Here is a 22,331-nt window from a genome sequence, read left to right as displayed (position 1 = left end):
CCTAGCACTGACCAATGGCCAAAATGCGGGCAAACCAGCCAATCCTGGCTTCAGTTGCTGGAGGACTGGCAGATCTTCCACTGATCGTCGCGAAACTGTAGGTCGAGGCTGCGGGTCGAGCGGACCTGGGGATCGAACGCCATGAAAGTGGTGACATTGGCCTCGGCGTGCGCGCCGTTGACGACGACCTGGTCGATGCTGGCGATGACCGGATATTGTTTGGCCGCCGAAACCCGGCGATAGGTTTCGGCCCAATCACGCTCGTCATAATCCACGTAGCCATCGCGGGTGGAGCCACAAGTCAGGGAACGCAGCGCGGTCAGGTCGCCGGTCTGGATGGCGATGTCCAAGCTCTGGATGGCCTGCCGCACCTGATCTTCCTGCGACATCTTCGAATGTTTGCCGCGGGTCAGCAGCACGGTGCCCAGGATCGCGATTGCCGCCAACGCCAGCACGATCACTACCACCGCCAGCGCCCAGCCCCAGGTGCGTTGCCGGACTGACGTCGCCTCCGTCCGTGGCGGGATTGATTGTGGCACAGCAGTTTTCGGGGGCATTCCGGTTGGCATCCGCGGCGGGGTGGTCGGCGCCTGGTTGGTTTGGAAAACCTCGGTGGCTGCCTCGTGGGCCGTGACGATCACCTGGGTCTCCTTGGCGTCGAAGCCGGGCGCGGTGAAACGGCGTTCGCGCTGCGCTTCCGGTTGCGTAACCGCGGCATCGTTGTCGGAGGTGGTGATCACCACGGTCTCGGTTTCGGCGTCGTGAGGCACCAGGGGGTAGCTTTCGGTGCGTTCCTCGCCAGGATCGGCGGACCGCTCGCCGGCCGGTTCGCTCCCGGATTCACCGGCTGAGCGGTCTGGCTCGGGTGCGTTGGACATGGGTGCTGCTGTCCTCCCGGTATCGAGTGGCTCTTTGGAGCTTAGCGACCCAGCCTTCGGTTGGCCCCATCGTCGAGGTGACGTGACCAAGCGCACAATAACTCCCATGACGTCGATGGGTGATCTCTTGGGACCTGAGCCAATCCTGTTGCCTGGCGACAGCGACGCCGAAGCGGAGCTGCTTGCCAACGAAAGTCCGAGCATCGTCGCGGCCGCGCATCCGTCGGCGTCGGTCGCCTGGGCGGTGCTCGCCGAAGGGGCGCTGGCCGACGACAAGACCGTCACGGCCTACGCATACGCGCGTACCGGGTACCACCGCGGCCTGGACCAGCTGCGCCGCCATGGCTGGAAGGGCTTCGGCCCGGTGCCGTATTCCCACCAGCCCAACCGGGGTTTCCTACGGTGTGTGGCGGCGCTGGCGCGCGCCGCAGCCGCTATCGGCGAGACCGACGAGTATGGACGCTGCCTGGATCTGCTTGACGACTGTGACCCCGCGGCCCGTCCGGCGCTTGGGCTCTGAACGGTCAGAACCAGATACTCCAGAAACGGGTCAGCACGCTGCCCGCGGCGGCCAGCCGGTGCGACACGCCAGACAGGTCGAAGAGCCAGTACACCACCCCGAAAAACCACCCGTTCAGCGTCGGCGCCAGGAACAGGACCAGCAGAAACACCAAAGCGAACTGCTTGGCCGGCGCCAGGGCGCGCTGCGTCTCGGGTCTCAGGTGCGGCTCCAGGGCCGCATAGCCGTCCAGACCCGGGATGGGTAGCAGGTTTAACACCAGCGCGGTGAGCTGAAGGAATGCTAGGAACGCCACCCCGGCCCATAACACCGCGTGGATCGGGTCGAACAACAACCGGGTCGCCGCCAGCAGCAACATGGCCAGCGCCAGGTTGACCGTCGGCCCCGCCAAACTGACCAGGGTGCGGCGCGCCGTCGTCATGAACCAGGTGTGCACATACACCGCGGCACCCGGCAGACCGATCCCGCCCAGGGCGATGAACAGCATCGGCAGACCGAGCGAGAGCATGGGATGGCTGTAGCGGCGGGGATCCAGCGTCAGGTAGCCGCGCACTGCGACGTCGTGGTCACCGAAACGCCAAGCGGTGAACGCGTGACCGAACTCGTGCAGGCACAGCGACACCAGCCAGCCGGCGATCACCATGACGAACACCCCGGCGTAGGCCAGCGGCTGCACCGTCTCCCCGGCCAGCCAGGCCAGCGCGCCCCCGACGGCCGTCAATCCGAGCAGGCCCAGAAAGATCGGGCTGGGTCGCACCGACTCGCGCTGGCCCGTCTCGCTCACCGGTCGAAAACTACCGGACCAGCAGCCAACCCTCGACGTTGCGGTAAAACGTCGATCGGCGCACCGGGCGGGGCGCCGCGACACCGTCCCGAAGTACCGCAGCACCGGTGGTGCCTAGCTGCGCGGCGCGCCCGCCGATCCACCGCCGCCACTTTCCGGCGCCGTCTACCGCAGCTCGCAGGCCTGGCAGGGTCAGCGTCGGCTCGATGCACACCCCGGCCACATCGCCATCGAACAGCACGGTGTCGTCAACGACCGCCTCGCCGTGGATCAGGGCCTGCTCTTCGGCCGGCAGCCACTGTGCTCGGCCGACGATTACCGACCCGGTCTCGTCACGGATTAGCGGCACCCGCCGAGCGACGCCACACCGGGCGCGCCGCGCCGCCCGGCGCCCGGCCGGCAAGCGGTAGGCCCGGGTCGCGGGGCTGCGCCGGCGCGGCACATAACCCACCTCGACGTCGAGCCGGTCGGTGCGCAACAGCCGAGTCAGTACCGCCCCCAGGTCCGCGTCGGCGCCGACGACGATGAGCCGCGAATACCGTCCGATGACGGTGTCCAGGTTGTCTTGATGGGTAGGCAAGCCGGTCAACGGGCCGGGCACGTCGGCATCACCGGAGAGCAACACCGCGACGCCGGGTGCGTTCTCGGCCGTATACATGACAGCTCCTCGCAACCTGCTGGGTAGGGTAGGTCACCGGCTGGACCACAATAAGCGGGCATAGCCTGCGAGACCAGGTGGGAGCAACTCATGCCGGCGATCGTCCTCATCGGCGCCCAATGGGGCGACGAGGGCAAGGGTAAGGCCACCGACCTGTTGGGTGGCCGCGTGCAGTGGGTGGTGCGCTATCAGGGGGGCAACAACGCCGGGCACACCGTCGTCTTGCCTACCGGCGAGAATTTCGCATTGCATCTCATCCCGTCGGGTGTGCTGACGCCCGGGGTCACCAACGTTATCGGCAACGGCGTGGTGATCGATCCCGGTGTCCTGCTCAATGAGCTGCGGGGACTGCAAGACCGCGGCGTGGACACCGCCAAGCTGTTGATCTCCGCCGACGCCCATCTGCTGATGCCTTACCACATTGCTATCGACAAGGTCACCGAGCGCTATATGGGCAGCAAGAAGATCGGCACCACCGGCCGTGGTATCGGGCCGTGCTACCAGGACAAGATCGCCCGTATTGGGATCCGGGTCGCCGATGTGCTGGACCCGGAACAATTGACCCACAAGGTCGAGGCCGCGTGCGAGTTCAAGAACCAAGTGCTGGTCAAGATCTACAACCGCAAGGCCCTGGACCCCGCGCAGGTGGTCGACGCGCTGCTGGAGCAGGCCGAGGGTTTCAAGCATCGCATCGCCGACACCCGGCTGCTACTCAATGCTGCCCTGGAGGCCGGCGAAACGGTGCTGCTGGAAGGCTCTCAAGGCACCCTGCTCGATGTCGACCACGGCACCTACCCGTATGTGACATCGTCGAATCCGACGGCGGGTGGCGCGGCCGTGGGCTCTGGTATCGGCCCGACCCGCATCGGCACCGTGCTGGGGATTCTCAAGGCCTACACCACTCGGGTGGGCTCCGGCCCGTTCCCCACCGAGCTGTTCGACGAACACGGCGAATACCTGTCCAAGACTGGCCGCGAGTTCGGTGTGACCACCGGCCGGCGCCGGCGCTGCGGCTGGTTCGACGCCGTCATTGCCCGCTACGCCGCCCGGGTCAACGGCATCACCGACTACTTCCTGACCAAGCTCGACGTGCTGTCCAGCCTGGAATCGGTGCCGGTCTGCGTCGGATATGAGATCGACGGCCGGCGCACCCGCGATATGCCGATGACCCAGCGGGATCTTTGCCGCGCCAAGCCGGTTTACGAGGAGCTGCCGGGCTGGTGGGAAGACATCTCCGGGGCGCGCGAGTTCGACGACCTGCCCGCCAAAGCGCGTGATTATGTGCTGCGACTGGAACAGCTTGCCGGAGCACCGGTTTCGTGCATTGGAGTCGGTCCGGGGCGGGAACAGACCATCGTGCGCCGGGACGTCCTGCAGGATCGCCCGTGACAGATGCGTCAGTGCACCCCGACGAACTCGATCCCGAGTATCACCACCACGGTGGATTTCCGGAGTACGGTCCGGCCAGTCCCGGTGCGGGGTTCGGCCAGTTCGTGGCGACCATGCGCCGGTTGCAGGACCTGGCGGTCGCGGCGGACCCCGGCGACGCCGTGTGGGACGAGGCGGCCGAGCGCGCCGCCGCGCTCGTCGAGTTGCTGAGCCCATTTGAGGCCGACGAAGGCAAGGCGCCGGCCGGGCGGACCCCCGGCCTGCCCGGCATGGGCAGCCTGCTGCTACCGCCATGGACGGTGACCCGGTACGGCACCGACGGTGTTGAGATGCGGGGGTCGTTTAGCCGGTTTCACGTCGGGGGCAACTCCGCGGTGCACGGCGGCGTGTTGCCGCTGTTGTTTGATCACATGTTCGGCATGATCTCGCATGCGGCGGGACGGCCGATCAGCCGGACCGCCTTTCTGCACGTTGATTACCGCCGAATCACCCCGATTGATGTGCCGTTGATCGTACGCGGACGAGTCACCAATACCGAGGGCCGAAAGGCGTTTGTGTGCGCGGAACTGTTTGACAGCGACGAGACGCTGTTGGCCGAAGGCAACGGCCTGATGGTGCGGCTACTGCCCGGCCAGCCCTAGCTGAGATTTTCTGTCTCGACACTCCAAAGCCAAACCTGCGTCAGGCGTCTGTTGAATAATCGTCACTGTCAAGACACCCAAGCGCGGAACGGGACGTTTGGCTCCACCCACCACGCGGTGGTGGTCAGCGGTTCCGGTTAGGGACGCTAGATGAGCTTCGCGGTGCTGCCCCCGGAGATCAATTCGGCGCGCCTGTACGTGGGTGCCGGGTTGGCGCCGATGCTGGACGCGGCGGCCGCTTGGGATGGACTGGCCGACGAATTGGGTTCGGCCGCGGCCTCGTTTTCGGCGGTGACGGCGGGGCTGGCAGGTTCCTCGTGGCTGGGCGCGGCGTCGACGGCGATGACGGGAGCGGCCGCCCCCTATCTGGGCTGGTTGAGCGCGGCGGCGGCGCAGGCCCAGCAGGCGGCCACCCAAACCCGGCTGGCGGCGGCCGCCTTCGAGGCAGCCCTGGCGGCGACGGTACATCCGGCGATCATCTCGGCCAACCGGGCACTGTTCGCGTCGCTGGTGGTCTCGAACCTGCTGGGCCAAAACGCCCCGGCGATCGCGGCCACCGAGGCCGCCTACGAGCAGATGTGGGCCCAGGACGTGGCGGCGATGTTTGGCTACCATGCCGGGGCTTCGGCGGCCGTCTCGGCGTTGACACCGTTCGGCCAGGCGCTGCCGACCGTGGCGGGCGGCGGTGCGCTGGTCAGCGCGGCCGCGGCTCAGGTGACCACGCGGGTCTTCCGCAACCTGGGCTTGGCGAACGTCGGCGAGGGCAACGTCGGCAACGGTAATGTCGGGAACTTCAATCTCGGCTCGGCCAACATCGGCAACGGCAACATCGGCAGCGGCAACATCGGCAGCTCCAACATCGGGTTTGGCAACGTGGGTCCTGGGTTGACCGCAGCGCTGAACAACATCGGTTTCGGCAACACCGGCAGCAACAACATCGGGTTTGGCAACACCGGCAGCAACAACATCGGCTTCGGCAATACCGGAGACGGCAACCGAGGTATCGGGCTCACGGGTAGCGGTTTGTTGGGGTTCGGCGGCCTGAACTCGGGCACCGGCAACATCGGTCTGTTCAACTCGGGCACCGGAAACGTCGGCATCGGCAACTCGGGTACCGGGAACTGGGGCATTGGCAACTCGGGCAACAGCTACAACACCGGTTTTGGCAACTCCGGCGACGCCAACACGGGCTTCTTCAACTCCGGAATAGCCAACACCGGCGTCGGCAACGCCGGCAACTACAACACCGGTAGCTACAACCCGGGCAACAGCAATACCGGCGGCTTCAACATGGGCCAGTACAACACGGGCTACCTGAACAGCGGCAACTACAACACCGGCTTGGCAAACTCCGGCAATGTCAACACCGGCGCCTTCATTACTGGCAACTTCAACAACGGCTTCTTGTGGCGCGGCGACCACCAAGGCCTGATTTTCGGGAGCCCCGGCTTCTTCAACTCGACCAGTGCGCCGTCGTCGGGATTCTTCAACAGCGGTGCCGGTAGCGCGTCCGGCTTCCTGAACTCCGGTGCCAACAATTCTGGCTTCTTCAACTCTTCGTCGGGGGCCATCGGTAACTCCGGCCTGGCAAACGCGGGCGTGCTGGTATCGGGCGTGATCAACTCGGGCAACACCGTATCGGGTTTGTTCAACATGAGCCTGGTGGCCATCACAACGCCGGCCTTGATCTCGGGCTTCTTCAACACCGGAAGCAACATGTCGGGATTTTTCGGTGGCCCACCGGTCTTCAATCTCGGCCTGGCAAACCGGGGCGTCGTGAACATTCTCGGCAACGCCAACATCGGCAATTACAACATTCTCGGCAGCGGAAACGTCGGTGACTTCAACATCCTTGGCAGCGGCAACCTCGGCAGCCAAAACATCTTGGGCAGCGGCAACGTCGGCAGCTTCAATATCGGCAGTGGAAACATCGGAGTATTCAATGTCGGTTCCGGAAGCCTGGGAAACTACAACATCGGATCCGGAAACCTCGGGATCTACAACATCGGTTTTGGAAACGTCGGCGACTACAACGTCGGCTTCGGGAACGCGGGCGACTTCAACCAAGGCTTTGCCAACACCGGCAACAACAACATCGGGTTCGCCAACACCGGCAACAACAACATCGGCATCGGGCTGTCCGGCGACAACCAGCAGGGCTTCAATATTGCTAGCGGCTGGAACTCGGGCACCGGCAACAGCGGCCTGTTCAATTCGGGCACCAATAACGTTGGCATCTTCAACGCGGGCACCGGAAACGTCGGCATCGCAAACTCGGGCACCGGGAACTGGGGTATCGGGAACCCGGGTACCGACAATACCGGCATCCTCAATGCTGGCAGCTACAACACGGGCATCCTCAACGCCGGCGACTTCAACACGGGCTTCTACAACACGGGCAGCTACAACACCGGCGGCTTCAACGTCGGTAACACCAACACCGGCAACTTCAACGTGGGTGACACCAATACCGGCAGCTATAACCCGGGTGACACCAACACCGGCTTCTTCAATCCCGGCAACGTCAATACCGGCGCTTTCGACACGGGCGACTTCAACAATGGCTTCTTGGTGGCGGGCGATAACCAGGGCCAGATTGCCATCGATCTCTCGGTCACCACTCCATTCATCCCCATAAACGAGCAGATGGTCATTGACGTACACAACGTAATGACCTTCGGCGGCAACATGATCACGGTCACCGAGGCCTCGACCGTTTTCCCCCAAACCTTCTATCTGAGCGGTTTGTTCTTCTTCGGCCCGGTCAATCTCAGCGCATCCACGCTGACCGTTCCGACGATCACCCTCACCATCGGCGGACCGACGGTGACCGTCCCCATCAGCATTGTCGGTGCTCTGGAGAGCCGCACGATTACCTTCCTCAAGATCGATCCGGCGCCGGGCATCGGAAATTCGACCACCAACCCCTCGTCCGGCTTCTTCAACTCGGGCACCGGTGGCACATCTGGCTTCCAAAACGTCGGCGGCGGCAGTTCAGGCGTCTGGAACAGTGGTTTGAGCAGCGCGATAGGGAATTCGGGTTTCCAGAACCTCGGCTCGCTGCAGTCAGGCTGGGCGAACCTGGGCAACTCCGTATCGGGCTTTTTCAACACCAGTACGGTGAACCTCTCCACGCCGGCCAATGTCTCGGGCCTGAACAACATCGGCACCAACCTGTCCGGCGTGTTCCGCGGTCCGACCGGGACGATCTTCAACGCGGGCCTTGCCAACCTGGGCCAGTTGAACATCGGCAGCGCAAATCTCGGCGACTTCAACCTGGGCAGCGGAAACGTCGGCAGCTTCAACGTCTTCTCCGGAAACCAGGGCTCATACAATATCGGTCCGGCGAACCTGGGTAACTACAACATCGGTTTCGCGAACCTGGGTAACTACAACATCGGCTTCGGCAACGCCGGCGATTTCAACCAAGGCTTTGCCAACACCGGCAACAACAACATCGGATTTGCCAACACCGGCAACAACAACATCGGCATCGGGCTGTCCGGCGACAACCAGCAGGGCTTCAATTTTGCTGGCGGCTGGAACTCAGGCACCGCGAACATCGGCTTGTTCAACTCCGGCACCAACAACGTCGGCATCGGCAACTCGGGCACCGGCAACTGGGGTATCGGCAACTCCGGCAGCGGCAACACCGGCATCGGCAACACCGGCAGCACTAACACGGGCTTCTTCAACACCGGCATCGTCAACACCGGTGTCGCCAACGGGGGCAGCTACAACACCGGCTGGTACAACACCGGCGACACCAACACCGGCATCGCCAACCTGGGCGACTTCAACACGGGCTTCTACAACACCGGCAATTTCAGTACGGGCTTTGCCAACCAGGGTGATATCGCCACCGGGGCTTTCATCACCGGCGACATGGGCAACGGCGCCTTCTGGCGCGGCGACCAGCAGGGCCTATTCAGCGCGGGCTATCGGGTCCATGTTCCCGAAATACCCGCACACGTCACCGTGGAAGTTCCCGTCAACATCCCCATCACCGCCAGCTTCACCAACACCGTCTACAGCGGCATAACGCTTGAGCAAATCAACTTCGGTTTCACCATCGACATCGCAGGGATCCCCCTGCTGGCCGGTGCAATCAGCAAGGCCGTTCTCCCGCCCATCACCGGGACCGGTCCCGCGATCACGGTCAACATCGGCGACCCTGGCGGTTCGACCGCGATCAGGATCCCGGCCACCGCAAGCGTCGGTCCCTTCGATGTCACGTTCGTCAACATTGCGGCTACCACGGGCTTTTTCAACGCCACCACCGATCCGTCCTCGGGCTTCTTCAACGGCGGCCCCGGAACCGTATCGGGCATCGCCAACATCGGCGCCAACATTTCCGGCTTCCAGAACGTCGCGAACTCCGCGACCTCGGGCTTCAACAACTACGGCTCGCTGCAATCGGGACTGGCGAACCTGGGCGATACCGTCTCGGGCGTATTCAACACCGGCATCGGGGCACCGGCCAACGTCTCGGGCATGTTCAACATCGGCAGCAACCTCGCGGGGTTCTTCCACGACCAGGCGACCGGGATGTCGATGTTCAACCTCGGCCTGGGAAACATCGGCCAATTCAACGTCGGCTTCTCCAACGTAGGCGACAGCAACGCCGGCTTGGCGAACATCGGCAGCTTCAACCTCGGCAGCGGCAACCTCGGCAGCTTCAACGTCTTCGGCGGAAACCAGGGCTCATACAACATCGGCCCGGCGAACCTGGGTAACTACAACATCGGCCTAGGCAACCTGGGCAGCTACAACTTCGGATTCGGCAACGCCGGCGACTTCAACCTGGGCTTCGCCAACACCGGCAACAACAACATCGGGTTTGCCAACACCGGCAACAACAACATCGGTATCGGCCTGTCCGGCGACAACCAGCAGGGCTTCAATTTTGCCGGTGGCTGGAACTCCGGCAGCGGCAACAGCGGCCTGTTCAACTCTGGCACCAACAACATCGGTTTGTTCAACTCGGGCACCGGCAACATCGGCATCGGCAACTCGGGCACCGGAAACTGGGGCATCGCCAACACCGGTGACACCAACACCGGCATCTTCAACACCGGCGACGTCAACACCGGCTTGCTCAACGCCGGCAACGTCAACACCGGCATCTTCAACACCGGCCATTACAACACCGGCAGCTTCAACGCCGGCAGCTTCAACACGGCCGGCTTCAACCCGGGTAGCTACAACACGGGTTATTTGAACACCGGCAGCTACAACACCGGACTGGCCAACTCGGGCGATGTCAACACCGGCGGCTTCATCACCGGCAATTACAGCAACGGGTTCTGGTGGCGGGGCGATTACCAAGGCCTGGCGGGGATCAGCCAAACGATCACCGTGCCCGACACCGCCGTTCCGGTGAAACTGCACGTGCCGATCTTCCTCGATATCCCGGTCACCGGCACACTTGGCACGTTCACCGTTCATGGCTTCAGATTCCCGGAGATCACCGGCGATATCTTCTTGATCGGCATACCGTTCAATGCCGCCACACTCGATGCATTCAGTTTCCCGAACATCTCGATTGTCCTTCCCAATATCGGCATCAACCTGGGTAGCGGGCCGGACCCGCTGATCGATATCGCCGGCACCGGCGGTCTATTGCCGATCAAGATTCCACTCATCGATATACCGGCGGCCCCGGGATTCGGGAACTCGACGACCACCCCGTCGTCGGGATTCTTCAACGCCGGTACCGGTACCGTGTCGGGCGTTGGCAACGTGGGCAGCAATAGTTCCGGCTTCTTCAACCTCACCTCTGGAAGCTCGGGAATCTCGGGCGTCCAGAACTTCGGCGAGCTGATCTCCGGCGGGTTCAACTTCGGTAACACTGTCTCCGGCCTTGTCAATGCGAGCACGCTTGGGCTTTCGATGCCGGCCAATCTCTCCGGCGGAGGGAATGTCGGTGCTACGGTCGCCGGCTTCGTCAACAACACCCAGATCCTCAACCTCGGGTTTGGCAACGTAGGCAGCGGGAATGTCGGCCACGGCAATATCGGCGACTCCAACGTCGGCCTCGGAAACCTCGGCAACGCGAACGTCGGCCATGGCAACATCGGCAGCTTCAACGTCTTCTCCGGAAACCGGGGCTCATACAATATCGGCCCGGCAAACCTGGGTAACTACAACATCGGCCTAGGCAACCTGGGCAGCTACAACTTCGGATTCGGCAACGCCGGCGATTTCAACCTGGGCTTCGCCAACAGCGGCAGCAACAACATCGGGTTTGCCAACACCGGCAACAACAACATCGGTATCGGGCTGTCCGGCCACAATCAACAGGGGTTCGGCTCCTGGAACTCCGGTACCGCCAACACCGGCCTGTTCAACTCGGGCACCAACAACATCGGTTTGTTCAACTCGGGCACCGGAAACATCGGCATTGGCAACTCGGGCATCGGAAACACCGGGATCGGCAACCCGGGTGTCGGCAACACCGGCTTGGGGAACTCGGGCACCGGCAACTGGGGCCTGTGGAACCCAGGCACCGGCAATATGGGCGTCGCCAACGTGGGCACCTACAACACCGGTGGCTACAACGTGGGCAGCACCAACACCGGCATCGCCAACGTGGGCATCGCCAACACGGGCAGCTACAACACCGGCAGCACCAACACCGGCAGCTTCAACGACGGCGACTTCAATACCGGCTTCTACAACACCGGCGACTACAACACCGGCTTCTACAACACCGGCGACGTGAACACCGGCGCCTTCATCGGGGGCAACTTCAGCAACGGCGCCTTCTGGCAGAGCGATCACCAAGGCCAGTGGGGCGCACACTACGCAATCACTGTTCCCCAGATCCCGCTACTGAACTTTAGCCTCAACATTCCGGTCAACATCCCCATCCATCTCGACTTCGGTACCCTTGCCGTCAACGGCTTCCAGATTCCGGCTATCACCCTCCGCGCCCTCGGGGTCACCCACTTCAGCGTCGGACCCATCATCGTTCCGAGGATCGCCGGCACCTTACCGGTGATCGATATCAACATCGGCGACCCCGGCGGTTCATCCTCGATACCCATCACGATCACCAGCGGCGCCGGCCCGGTCGTCATCCCGCTACTGGACATCCCGCCGGCCCCCGGTTTCGGAAACTCGACCACCGGCCCCTCATCGGGCTTCTTCAACTCCGGCACCGGCAGCTCGTCTGGATTCGGAAACGTCGGCGCCAACAATTCGGGCTTCTGGAACACCGCTTTCGCCGGCATAGGAAACTCTGGCTTGCAGAACTTCGGCTCGCTGCAATCCGGCTGGGCGAACTTGGGCAACACCGTCTCGGGCTTCTACAACACCAGTGCGGCGGACTTCGCGACGCCGGCTAACCTCTCGGGACTCTCCAACGTCGGCGCCGACCTGACCGGCGTGCTCCGCGGCCCGAACGGGTCGACCTTCAACGCGGGCCTGGCAAACCTCGGCCAATTCAACGTGGGCAGTGCAAACCTCGGCAGTGCAAACCTCGGCAGTGCAAACCTCGGCAATTCAAACGTCGGCTTCGGCAACATTGGCAACGCGAACATCGGCGGCGCAAACATCGGCGACTTTAACGTCGGGATCGCAAACACCGGTCCGGGGCTAACGGCGGCTGTCAACAACATCGGTATCGGCAACACCGGCAACTACAACATCGGTGTCGGCAACACCGGTAACTACAACATCGGCTTCGGCAACACCGGCAACAACAACATCGGCATCGGCCTGTCCGGCGACAACCAGATCGGGTTCGGCCCGCTGAACGCCGGCATCGCCAACATGGGCCTGTTCAACCTGGGCGACAACAACTTTGGCATGGCCAACGCGGGCAACTTCAACCAGGGCATTGCCAACACCGGCAACAACAACATCGGCTTGTTCAACACCGGCAACAACAACGTCGGCATCGGGCTGACCGGCGACGGCTTGTCCGGCTTCAGCTCCCTGAACTCCGGCGCCGGCAACACCGGTTTCTTCAACTCCGGCACCGCCAACACCGGCTTGTTCAACTCCGGCACCGGCAACACCGGCTTGTTCAACTCGGGCACCAGCAACGTCGGCATCGGCAACATGGGCACCGGCGGCTTCGGCGTCGGCCTATCCGGCGACAGCCAGGTGGGCATCGGCGGCACCAACTCGGGCAGTTTCAACATCGGCTTGTTTAACTCGGGCACCGGCAATGTCGGCATCGGCAACTCGGGCACCGGCAACGTCGGCATCGGCAACACCGGCACCGGCAACACCGGCATCGGAAACAGCGGCAACTACAACACCGGCTTGCTCAACGCGGGCCTGGTCAACACCGGCATCGCCAACCCGGGCAACCACAACACCGGCCTGTTCAACATCGGCACCTTCAACACCGGCATCGCCAACCCGGGCCACTACAACACCGGCTCCTACAACACCGGTAGCTACAACACCGGCATGGCAAACGCCGGAGACTACGGCACCGGCGCGTTCATCACCGGCAGCATGAACAACGGCTTGCTCTGGCGCGCCGACCGGCAGGGCCTGCTGGCGGCCAACTACACCATCACCATCGAGCGACCTGCCGCGTTCCTCAATGTCGACATCCCGGTCAACATCCCCATCACCGGCGACATCACCAATGTCTCCATCCCCGCCATTACGTTCCCCAGAATCGACGCCAGCGGAAGCGTCGACATAGGCATCCTCAGTGGCACCGTCTTGGCCCCGGTCGGTCCGATCACCCTGCATGGCGGGGACGCGTCGGCCCCGCTGGACACACCCATCGAAATTGACTTCGGCCCCTCGCCGGCGATCAACCTCAACATCGGCAAGCCCGACGGCTCCACCGTGATCAACATCGTGGGCGGCGCCGGCGCCGGCCCGATCAGCATTCCGATCATCGACTTGCGGCCAGCGCCCGGCTTCTTCAACGCCACCACCGGCCCGTCGTCGGGCTTCCTCAACTGGGGTGCTGGCAGCGCATCGGGCTTGCTGAACTTCGGCAACAACTCGGGCCTCTACAACTTCGCCACTAGCAGCATGGGAAATTCGGGCTTCCAAAACTATGGGTCGCTGCAGTCGGGCTGGGCGAATTTGGGCAACAGCATCTCGGGCATCTACAACACCGGCTTGGGAGCACCGGCAAATGTCTCGGGCTTGCTCAACATCGGCACCAACCTGGCTGGGTGGTTGCAGAACGGCCCGACCGAGACGACCTTCAGCGTGGGCTTGGCCAACCTCGGGTTCTGGAATCTGGGTAGCGCAAACATCGGCAACTACAACCTGGGCAGCGCCAACATCGGCGTCTACAACCTGGGCAGCGCCAACATCGGCGACTTCAACCTGGGCAGCGCCAACATCGGCGACTTCAACCTGGGCAGCGCCAACATCGGCAGCTCCAACATCGGGTTCGGCAACGTCGGTCCGGGGCTGACGGCGGCCATCGGCAACATCGGCTTCGGCAACACCGGAAACGGAAACATCGGCATCGGGCTGACCGGCGACACCATGACCGGGTTCGGCGGCTGGAACTCGGGCACCGGCAACATCGGGCTATTCAACTCCGGCACCGGCAACATCGGCTTCGGCAACTCCGGCACCGGCAACTGGGGCATCGGAAACTCCGGTGACTACAACACCGGCATCGGCAACACCGGCAGCGCCAACTCCGGCTTCTTCAACACCGGCCTGGTCAACACCGGCATTGGCAACTCCGGTGACTACAACACCGGCCTATTCAACGCCGGGAACACCAACACCGGCAGCTTCAACCCCGGCGACTACAACACCGGCGGCTTCAACCCCGGTAACTACAACACCGGCTACTTCAACCCGGGCAACTCCAACACCGGCTTCGCCAACTCCGGCGATGTCAACACCGGCGCCTTCAATTCGGGCAACTACAGCAACGGCTTCTTCTGGCGGGGCGACTACCAGGGCCTAGGCGGTTTCGCCTACCAGAGCGCCGTTTCCGAAATCCCGTGGAGCTACGACATAGGTTCCAACATTGAAATACCCATCGAGGGCGACATCAACGCCATCACCCAGGACGCGTTCACTATTGACGAATTCGAAATACCCATCAAGTTGCGGGTGTCGGTCTGCGTGATCTACATCCCTTTCAAGGGGTGTGTAAAGCATGTCTCGGTCACCATACCCATCACCACCGAACATCTCGGCCCCTACGAAATCGATGCCAGCACGATCAACCCCGACCAGCCCATCGACACGGCTTTCACCCAAACCCTCGATTTCGCCGGCAGCGGCACCGTGGGCGCGTTCCCCTTCGGCTTCGGCTGGCAGCAGAGCCCGGGATTCTTCAACTCGACCACAACCCCGTCGTCGGGCTTCTTCAACTCCGGCGCCGGTGGCGCATCGGGCTTCCTCAACGACGCCGCAGCCGCCGTGTCGGGCCTGGGAAACGTCTTCACCGAGACTTCGGGCTTCTTCAATGCTGGCGGCGTAGGGAATTCGGGCTTCCAAAACTTCGGCAACCTGCTGTCGGGCTGGGCGAACCTAGGCAATACCGTCTCCGGTTCCTACAACACGAGCATGCTGGACCTCGCGACCCAAGCCCTTATCTCCGGCTTCGGCAACCACGGAGCCCGACTCTCCGGCATCCTCAACAACGGTAGCGGACCCTAACTCCCCCGCTACGCGCGCTCGCTCACCGGCTGGTGCCAACTGCGCCGTTCGCTCCCCCGCTACGCGCGCTCGCTCACCGGCTGGTGCCAACTGCGCCGTTCGCTCCCCCGCTACGCGCGCTCGCTCACCGGCGCGGTTTCCAGACGACCAGGGCGGTGCTCTTCGGCACCACCGCGACCTCGCGGCGCTGGTTGGCACGCAACACCGCCAACTCCTCAGCCATCTCTTGCAACCTGGACTGCAGCGCCTCGACCTGACTGGTCAGTTCAATAATGCGCTTGATGCCGGCCAAGTTGACCCCCTCGTCCTGCGAGAGGTGCTGCACCTGGCGCAGCAACTCGACGTCATGCAGGGAATAGCGGCGCCCGCCACCGGAGGTGCGCCGCGGGCTGACCAACCCAAGACGATCGTAGGTACGCAGGGTCTGTGCATGCATGCCGGCTAGCTCGGCGGCTACCGAGATCAAAAACGTCCGGGATTCCCCGTCCTTTGGGTTCTTCGCCATCAGCGATTACCTGCCCATCCGGCCCGCGGGTTGAAACCACTGGACCGCTCCGCCGCCGCATAGGCTTCCAGAGCTTCCTGAGCGGCGCCTGCCAAATTGGGCGGCACGGCCACCTTCACGGTGACAAGTAGGTCGCCGCTACCCCCACTGCGCTTGGGCACACCGCGTCCGCGCACACGCAGAATGCGGCCGTCAGCGGTGCCTTTGGGCACCCGGACCCCGACCGTGCCGTCCAGGGTAGGCACCGACAGCGTCGAGCCCAAAGCCAATTCGGTGAAGCTGACCGGAACGGTGACGGTGAGGTTGTCGCCGTCGCGGCCGAAGATCTTGTCGGGCCGCACATGCACCGTCACGTAGAGATCCCCCGAGGGAGCGCCGCGCAACCCGGCCTCGCCCTGACCGGCTAGCCGGATGCGCTGCCCATCCTCGACACCGGGCGGGATCCGCACGTTGATGGTTCGGGTGCGGGTGGTCACGCCGGTGCCTTTGCACTCCTCGCAGGGGTGCTCGATGATCGAGCCGCTACCTCGGCAGTCGGTGCACGGCTCGGAGAAGCCGAACGCGCCCTGATTGCGGTTGATCACGCCCGACCCGTTGCAAGTGGGACACACCTTTGGGCTGGTGCCTGGCCGGGCCCCGCTGCCATGGCAGTTGGTGCACGGCGCCGGGCTGGTTAATCGCAGCGGCATCGCCACGCCCTTGGCGGCCTCCACGAAATCCAACTCGGTCTCGGTCTCCAGGTCGTTGCCGCGTCGCGGGCGGCTGGGACGGGCGCTGCCACCGCGTCCGAACAAGCCACCGAACAAGTCACCGATGGTGGTACCGCCGGTTCGGCTGGCGGCGTCGAACAAGTCGTTGAGGTTGAACTCGGCGCCGTCTCCACCGACCCCGAAACCGCCGAACCCGCCCCCAAAGCCGCTGTCGAACCGACGGCCGCCGAACCCGCCGCCGGCGAACAGGCGGCGGGTTTCGTCGTACTCCTTGCGCTTGGCCGGATCCGACAGCACGTTATGCGCCTCCGAAACCGCCTTGAACCGTTCGCCGGCGGCCGGGTTGCCCGGGTTCGCGTCCGGATGCAGGTCGCGCGCCAACTTCCGATAGGCACGTTTGATCTCTTCAGGACTGGCATCAGAGGAGACGCCCAGCTCCTGGTAGAAGTCTTTTTCGACCCATTCCCTTTGGGCCATGTCGCGTCACCCCCTCTCGCCTTCCTCTTTTGTTGTTAACTGCCCGACGGTTCTGATTCTGCCTGTTCGCCCGAGGTGTCGGCGCTATTGCCCTGGTCAGCTTGATCGTTTTCGGCGGTATCTGCGACCGCAGTGCCGTCGTCGACTGACTCCAGTTCGGCCGCGTCGACGACCACCGTGTCGACGACGCCGACCAAGGCGTGCCGCAGCACCTGCTCACCCAGTTGGTAGCCCTGCCGCATGACGGTGCCGATTACCGGCTTGGACCCCTGCCCGCCGTCGCCCTCGTGTTGCACCGCTTCGTGCAGCACGGGGTCGAAATCCTCGCCCTCGGCACCGAACGCCACCAGACCCAGCCCGGTCAACGCGCTGTCTAGCTTGTCGGCGACCGACTTCAGTGGACCCGACTCCAAATCGCCGTGCTTGCGCGCCCGCTCGAGATCGTCCAGTACACCCAGCAATTGGCTGACAACGCTGGCCTTGGCTCGGTCAGCGGCCGCCTGCTGATCGCGCAACGCCCGCTTACGGTAGTTGGCGAAGTCGGCCTGCACGCGTTGCAGATCGGCGGTCAGCTCGGCGACCTTGTCTTCGGTGTGCGCCGCATCGGCCGCAGCCGTCCCTCCCGGCATGTCGCCGGGAGGGACGTGCCGCACTTCACCCGTCTCGGGATCGATCCGCCGCTTGTCAGTGACGGTTACCTGTTCGCCCGAATTGCCATCCGGCTTTTGATTTCCGTCCGTCACTTGGCCTCCCGGCCGTCGTCGACCACCTCCGCGTCCACAACGTCATCAGCCGAGCCGGGGTGGGCACCGCCCGGCTCGCCGCCGGGGTGGGCAGCGCCAGTGGCCTGTGACGCAGCCTGAGCTGCTTCGTAGATCGCTTGCCCCAGAGCCTGCGACTCCTGGCCCAGCTTCTCCATCGCCGACTTGATGGCCGAAATATCCGATCCGCCAAGTGCCGCCTTCGCTTCCGCCACCGCGGCATCAACCTTGTTCAGCGTGTCTTCAGGTACCTTCGAACCACCCTCGGCCTCACGCTGTTCTTTGACGAACTTCTCCGTCTGGTAGACCAATGTCTCGGCTTGATTACGAACATCGGCCTCCTCGCGACGCTTGCGATCCTCCTCGGCGTGCGCTTCGGCGTCCTTGATCATGCGGTCAATGTCTTCCTTGGACAGGCCCGAGCCTTCCTGGATTCGGATCGTGTTCTCCTTGCCGGTGCCCTTGTCCTTGGCGGTGACGTGCACAATGCCGTTGGCGTCGATGTCGAAAGTGACCTCGATCTGCGGAATCCCCCGCGGCGCCGGCGGGATGCCGGTCAGCTCGAAGGACCCGAGCAACTTGTTGTGCGCGGCGATCTCACGCTCCCCCTGATAGACCTGGATCTGCACCGACGGTTGGTTGTCGTCGGCGGTGGTGAAAGTCTCCGACCGCTTGGTGGGGATCGTGGTGTTGCGCTCGATGAGCCTGGTCATCACCCCGCCCTTGGTCTCGATACCCAGGCTCAGCGGGGTAACATCAAGCAGCAGAACGTCTTTCACCTCGCCCTTGAGGACGCCGGCCTGCAGAGCGGCTCCCACCGCGACAACCTCATCGGGGTTGACGCCCTTGTTGGGTTCCTTGCCGCCGGTGAGTTCCTTGACCAGATCGGTCACCGCGGGCATCCGGGTCGAACCACCCACGAGCACAACGTGATCGATCTCCGACACCGAAATGCCGGTGTCAGCGATCACCGACTGGAACGGCTTGCGAGTGCGGTCCAGCAGGTCCTGAGTGATCCGTTGGAACTCCGCGCGGGTCAGCTGCTCGTCTAAGAACAACGGGTTCTTGTCGGCGTCGACGGTGATGTAGGGCAGGTTGATCGAGGTGGACTGACTCGAACTCAGCTCGATCTTTGCCTTCTCGGCGGCTTCCCGCAGCCGCTGCATCGCCATCTTGTCCTTGGTCAGATCGATGCCGCTGGTGCCCTTGAACTTGTCCACCAGCCAATCGACGACCCGCTGGTCCCAGTCGTCGCCGCCGAGGTGGTTGTCACCCGAAGTGGCACAGACCTCAACCACACCCTCGCCGATCTCCAGCAGGGAAACGTCGAAAGTGCCACCACCCAAGTCGAAGACCAGGATTCGCTGCTCCTTCTCGCCCTTGTCGAGGCCGTAGGCCAGCGCGGCCGCGGTCGGCTCGTTGACGATCCGCAGCACGTTGAGGCCGGCGATCTGGCCGGCGTCCTTGGTGGCCTGACGCTGGGCGTCATTGAAGTAGGCGGGCGTCGTGATAACCGCGTCGGTAATGTCCTCACCGAGGTAGGCCTCGGCGTCGCGCTTCAGCTTCATCAGAATGCGGGCGCTGATCTCCGGCGCGGTGTATTTCTTGCCGTCAATCTCTATGGACCAGTCGCTGCCCATGTGTCGCTTGACCGAGCGCACGGTGCGATCGACGTTGGTCACCGCCTGGTTCTTGGCGGGCTGGCCGACCAGCACCTCACCGTTGCGGGCGAACGCGACAATTGACGGGGTGGTCCTGGAGCCCTCGGAGTTGGCGACGACGACCGGGTCGCCACCTTCCAGAACCGAGACGACGGAGTTGGTGGTCCCGAGGTCGATCCCGACCGCACGAGCCATGGTGAATCCTCCTGAATATGTAGAGCTTCTTTCCTGCACTATGATGAGTGCACCCCGCTCAAGCTTGCCTCGACGGCGGTGTGCTGTCAATTCAGAGCTGAGCCTGATGCACTCAACTTACTGAGCATGCTAACGCTGGTCGTGCGGGTCTTGTTCCCGCGTGTCGGCAGGGCACACGCTCGGGGCGTAGCTGGGAGAGGCCCCGGTCAAGCCCGGAGAGCAGTGCTCAGTCCGCCAGCTTGACCGACTTTCGATGAGAACGCGCTTCTCGCCGTATTGAACTGGCGTGCTGACGGTCGCTGAGCAGCGCTCGCCGAGTGCGGCCGCTGATTCTTTCATCGAGCCAGGAGGCGCATTCGTGTTCGGCCGCCTGCGGGTCGGCCCCATCGTCGACGCGATCCGTCACCCACTCCTCGATCAGGTCTGCCTCATCGAACGGGCCAACGGTGCTGTCGGAGTAGGTGTGCGTGGGCACGGCGAGCCGGGTGCTGTGGTACACCCACCGTTGCATGACCAAGTTGACGCCTGACTGGCTGAGCACCGCGATCCGCTCACAGGTCGGAAGCGTTGGTGAATCGATGAGTTCAAGATTGATGAAGTCCGCCGAGTGATCCTGACCGTCGATGAGCTTCGGAAGCGGCATCGTGCCGAACGGGGCTCTAGCCCAGTTGGAACGAAGCGAGTCGGGTCTTACGGGAGCGACCAGCAGTCGCGGATGGAGGTCAACGCCGTGCCGCAGCGCGCATGGGTGCTGGAGGATCATCACCATGCGACCATCGCCGAGTCGGTAGATGTCGCCCGTGAACGTCGGTCTGTGTTCTCCGACATCCTCGAGGCGGGCAAGGTATATCGACTCTGGGTCGTCGGGCGTCTCCAGCTCTGGCACGGTTACCGCTTGGGTCTTATCGAGATCACGCCGTCCTCGGCTGTGTAGGATTCGAAAGCGTTGTCTACAACGGTCTCTCGCCAGTCCTTATCAGTCTCGTTCAGTACGTATTCGACCGTACCGTCCCCAGTGTGGGTACTAGCCAGCGCCAATACGAGGTCATATCGACCTCGCTCCAGGAGGTCCATTCGGGTGATTCCCACTCCGGCTTGGATCGGCATTTCCAGCCAGGAGGCGGGCTCGCCGATGAATCGGTCCGAGAGCATGTCGATGAGGGCGAGTAGACGGGCGATTTTTAGCCGGTTCTCGCCGGTAACTCCAGCGCCCTTGCGCCATTTGGTGATTGCGGGCACGCTCACTCCGACAACGCGTGCGATGTCCCGCCAGGCAAAGCCGTAGTCCGCGAGCTGCTCAAGCGCATGCATGGGTGCGCACCGAGCCCGCTCGCCGGTCTTGGACTCCAGCTCAACCACGTGCGCCTCCCGCCGTGTGTCGCGGGCTTGCCCGTGGAGTTCCGTGAATTGGCGGTAGGTGACATCGGCGCGGTCGAACACCGAGGTCGATGGGGTGGTTTCGGGCAGCTTGTCGAGGCGGTAATCGCCGTTGCCAGAGGTGGCGTCGTCTCGGAGATTCGAGCTAGAGAACGAAATGGTCATGGTCACTCCTGCCCAGGTTGTTGCAGCACCTTTGTACGGAGTTCGGAAGTTATCAGCGATTCGAACAGTGGGCCGATGGGTGTGTGGAGCCTTTCGGCGACCTCGTCCACCAGGTGGGCGTCGAGCGCTGGGATGCCCTTGCAGGGGTCGCTCCACGCGCTGTCGATATCGATGAGGAAGAAATCTCCTTCTGCCGGAGGTTCTTTCAACCGCTGGAGAAACGGGGTTGACTGGATGACCGCGCCGCGCGCACCGGCGTACCTCAGTGTCAAGGAGTCGCCTGGCTCCGGGCCTTCGCACTGAATGACGTGCCGTTGCGCGGTGGTGGTGAGTTTGAGATCGGCAAGCTGTGTCCCAGGCCCGAGGAGACTTTCCGCCACCCAGTACGCCCAGCCGGATGGCTCCGCCAGCGATGCCCGAATCTCGTTGATGTAGCGCAGACCGATCCGGATGCAGCCATCGACTGGGGCCACGTCCTGGCGGGCTGTGACCATCGCGTGAACGATGGACCGAAACTCCTCCCAGCCCGGGTAGTCGGTGACTTCGAGGGTCATGGCGTCGGGTCGAAACGTGATCGCGGTGCGGCGATCACGGGCAACGAGCTTCTTCTGTGAGTGTGCGGTATGTTCGCCCGTTTCTAGGTTGACCTGCCGCACCTCCTCCTGTTCGAGTATGGGAGTCCATCGCGCCAGCTCCTCCTTCAGGATGGAGATAGCAGATGGCACCGGCGGCTCGGTCCGCGGATGGCGCAGTTCAATCAATACCAGCGCAAGAGGGTCATTCGGGTACTTGGGATGGGCCGTCACAACATTCATGATAACCAGAACGATAACCAAAAATGATACCCATCGAGGCCGGGTACCCAGCGCGCAGCGCCGCGGATCACGACGAATTGCTGCGCGAGCTGATGACGCTGCCGATGCTGCCCATCGACGCCGAAATAGAGCCCCGCGCTCGACGCGCAGCGTCAACTCGCGCGCGCCGGGCACCGTCGCC

Annotated in this window: 15 protein-coding genes and 1 pseudogene; 6 read left to right on the top strand and 10 right to left on the bottom strand. The window is 63.4% G+C overall.

The genetic code is table 11. The features are described from left to right. Nucleotides 1-50 precede the first annotated feature (50 nt). Nucleotides 51-878, bottom strand: a complete 828-nt coding sequence (locus tag FF952_RS01910; RefSeq protein ID WP_003401853.1) for an Rv0361 family membrane protein — start codon at nucleotides 876-878, stop codon at nucleotides 51-53. 106 nt (nucleotides 879-984) lie between these two features. On the opposite strand from FF952_RS01910, the gene FF952_RS01905 reads away from it, so the two are divergent. Beyond that, entirely contained in the window at nucleotides 985-1,398 is a 414-nt protein-coding gene (locus FF952_RS01905) for a DUF3151 domain-containing protein (RefSeq protein ID WP_003401852.1), read from the top strand. A gap of 4 nt (nucleotides 1,399-1,402) precedes the next feature. Here the strand turns inward: FF952_RS01905 and FF952_RS01900 are convergent, their stop codons facing one another. Both FF952_RS01900 and FF952_RS01895 read right to left on the bottom strand, forming a co-directional pair. Then, nucleotides 1,403-2,182, bottom strand: a complete 780-nt coding sequence (locus FF952_RS01900) for a site-2 protease family protein (protein ID WP_003401851.1) — start codon at nucleotides 2,180-2,182, stop codon at nucleotides 1,403-1,405. 10 nt (nucleotides 2,183-2,192) lie between these two features. Then, complete coding sequence (locus FF952_RS01895) at nucleotides 2,193-2,840, bottom strand: hypothetical protein (RefSeq protein ID WP_003401831.1); 648 nt, start codon at nucleotides 2,838-2,840, stop codon at nucleotides 2,193-2,195. A 90-nt stretch (nucleotides 2,841-2,930) separates the two neighbouring features. On the opposite strand from FF952_RS01895, the gene FF952_RS01890 reads away from it, so the two are divergent. From FF952_RS01890 to FF952_RS20880, 4 genes and pseudogenes are all read left to right on the top strand, one after another. Next, a complete protein-coding gene (locus FF952_RS01890) occupies nucleotides 2,931-4,229 on the top strand; it encodes an adenylosuccinate synthase (protein WP_003401829.1) in 1,299 nt (432 codons plus the stop codon). Next, on the top strand, nucleotides 4,226-4,870 hold the full coding sequence (locus FF952_RS01885; RefSeq protein WP_003401827.1) for a PaaI family thioesterase: 645 nt from the start codon (nucleotides 4,226-4,228) through the stop codon (nucleotides 4,868-4,870). The genes FF952_RS01890 and FF952_RS01885 overlap by 4 nt, the downstream gene beginning before the upstream one ends. Before the next feature lie 150 nt (nucleotides 4,871-5,020). Continuing rightward, nucleotides 5,021-14,850, top strand: a pseudogene (locus tag FF952_RS01880) (PPE family protein). An 82-nt stretch (nucleotides 14,851-14,932) separates the two neighbouring features. Beyond that, on the top strand, nucleotides 14,933-15,484 hold the full coding sequence (locus FF952_RS20880; RefSeq protein WP_031748451.1) for a hypothetical protein: 552 nt from the start codon (nucleotides 14,933-14,935) through the stop codon (nucleotides 15,482-15,484). A 124-nt stretch (nucleotides 15,485-15,608) separates the two neighbouring features. Here the strand turns inward: FF952_RS20880 and FF952_RS01875 are convergent, their stop codons facing one another. The 5 genes from FF952_RS01875 to FF952_RS01855 all read right to left on the bottom strand — a co-directional run bounded on the left by FF952_RS01875 (nucleotide 15,609) and on the right by FF952_RS01855 (nucleotide 20,562). Beyond that, nucleotides 15,609-15,989, bottom strand: coding sequence for a heat shock protein transcriptional repressor HspR (locus FF952_RS01875; protein ID WP_003401823.1), 381 nt, complete (start codon nucleotides 15,987-15,989; stop codon nucleotides 15,609-15,611). After that, on the bottom strand, nucleotides 15,989-17,176 hold the full coding sequence (gene dnaJ / locus FF952_RS01870) for a molecular chaperone DnaJ (protein WP_003904388.1): 1,188 nt from the start codon (nucleotides 17,174-17,176) through the stop codon (nucleotides 15,989-15,991). The genes FF952_RS01875 and dnaJ overlap by 1 nt, the downstream gene beginning before the upstream one ends. 35 nt (nucleotides 17,177-17,211) lie before the next feature. Then, nucleotides 17,212-17,919, bottom strand: coding sequence for a nucleotide exchange factor GrpE (grpE, locus tag FF952_RS01865; RefSeq protein WP_003401817.1), 708 nt, complete (start codon nucleotides 17,917-17,919; stop codon nucleotides 17,212-17,214). Then, the gene (gene dnaK / locus FF952_RS01860; protein ID WP_003902963.1) at nucleotides 17,916-19,793 is read right to left on the bottom strand and encodes a molecular chaperone DnaK; all 1,878 of its coding nucleotides are present in this window, start codon (nucleotides 19,791-19,793) and stop codon (nucleotides 17,916-17,918) included. Before dnaK ends, grpE begins: the two co-directional genes overlap by 4 nt. 226 nt (nucleotides 19,794-20,019) lie before the next feature. After that, entirely contained in the window at nucleotides 20,020-20,562 is a 543-nt protein-coding gene (locus FF952_RS01855; RefSeq protein ID WP_003401808.1) for a hypothetical protein, read from the bottom strand. Between FF952_RS01855 and FF952_RS01850 the strand changes: the two genes are divergently transcribed. After that, nucleotides 20,509-20,727 carry a hypothetical protein gene (locus FF952_RS01850; protein WP_003918061.1) on the top strand — a complete coding sequence of 73 codons (219 nt, stop codon included), beginning with the start codon at nucleotides 20,509-20,511 and terminating at the stop codon, nucleotides 20,725-20,727. The two genes, FF952_RS01855 and FF952_RS01850, sit on opposite strands and share 54 nt — an antisense overlap. Here FF952_RS01850 and mosR read toward each other — a convergent pair. Both mosR and FF952_RS01840 read right to left on the bottom strand, forming a co-directional pair. Beyond that, entirely contained in the window at nucleotides 20,682-21,335 is a 654-nt protein-coding gene (gene mosR, locus FF952_RS01845) for a hypoxia/intracellular survival transcriptional regulator MosR (protein ID WP_003401756.1), read from the bottom strand. The two genes, FF952_RS01850 and mosR, sit on opposite strands and share 46 nt — an antisense overlap. A 2-nt stretch (nucleotides 21,336-21,337) precedes the next feature. Continuing rightward, on the bottom strand, nucleotides 21,338-22,150 hold the full coding sequence (locus FF952_RS01840; RefSeq protein WP_003911187.1) for a TIGR04255 family protein: 813 nt from the start codon (nucleotides 22,148-22,150) through the stop codon (nucleotides 21,338-21,340). Nucleotides 22,151-22,331: the final 181 nt, after the last annotated feature.

This window comes from Mycobacterium tuberculosis complex sp. N0072 (assembly GCF_030323725.1).
In the GTDB taxonomy this organism is placed as follows: domain Bacteria; phylum Actinomycetota; class Actinomycetes; order Mycobacteriales; family Mycobacteriaceae; genus Mycobacterium; species Mycobacterium tuberculosis.
The sequence above is the reverse complement of the archived record's forward strand: the minus strand, read 5'-3'. Positions and strand labels throughout refer to the sequence as shown.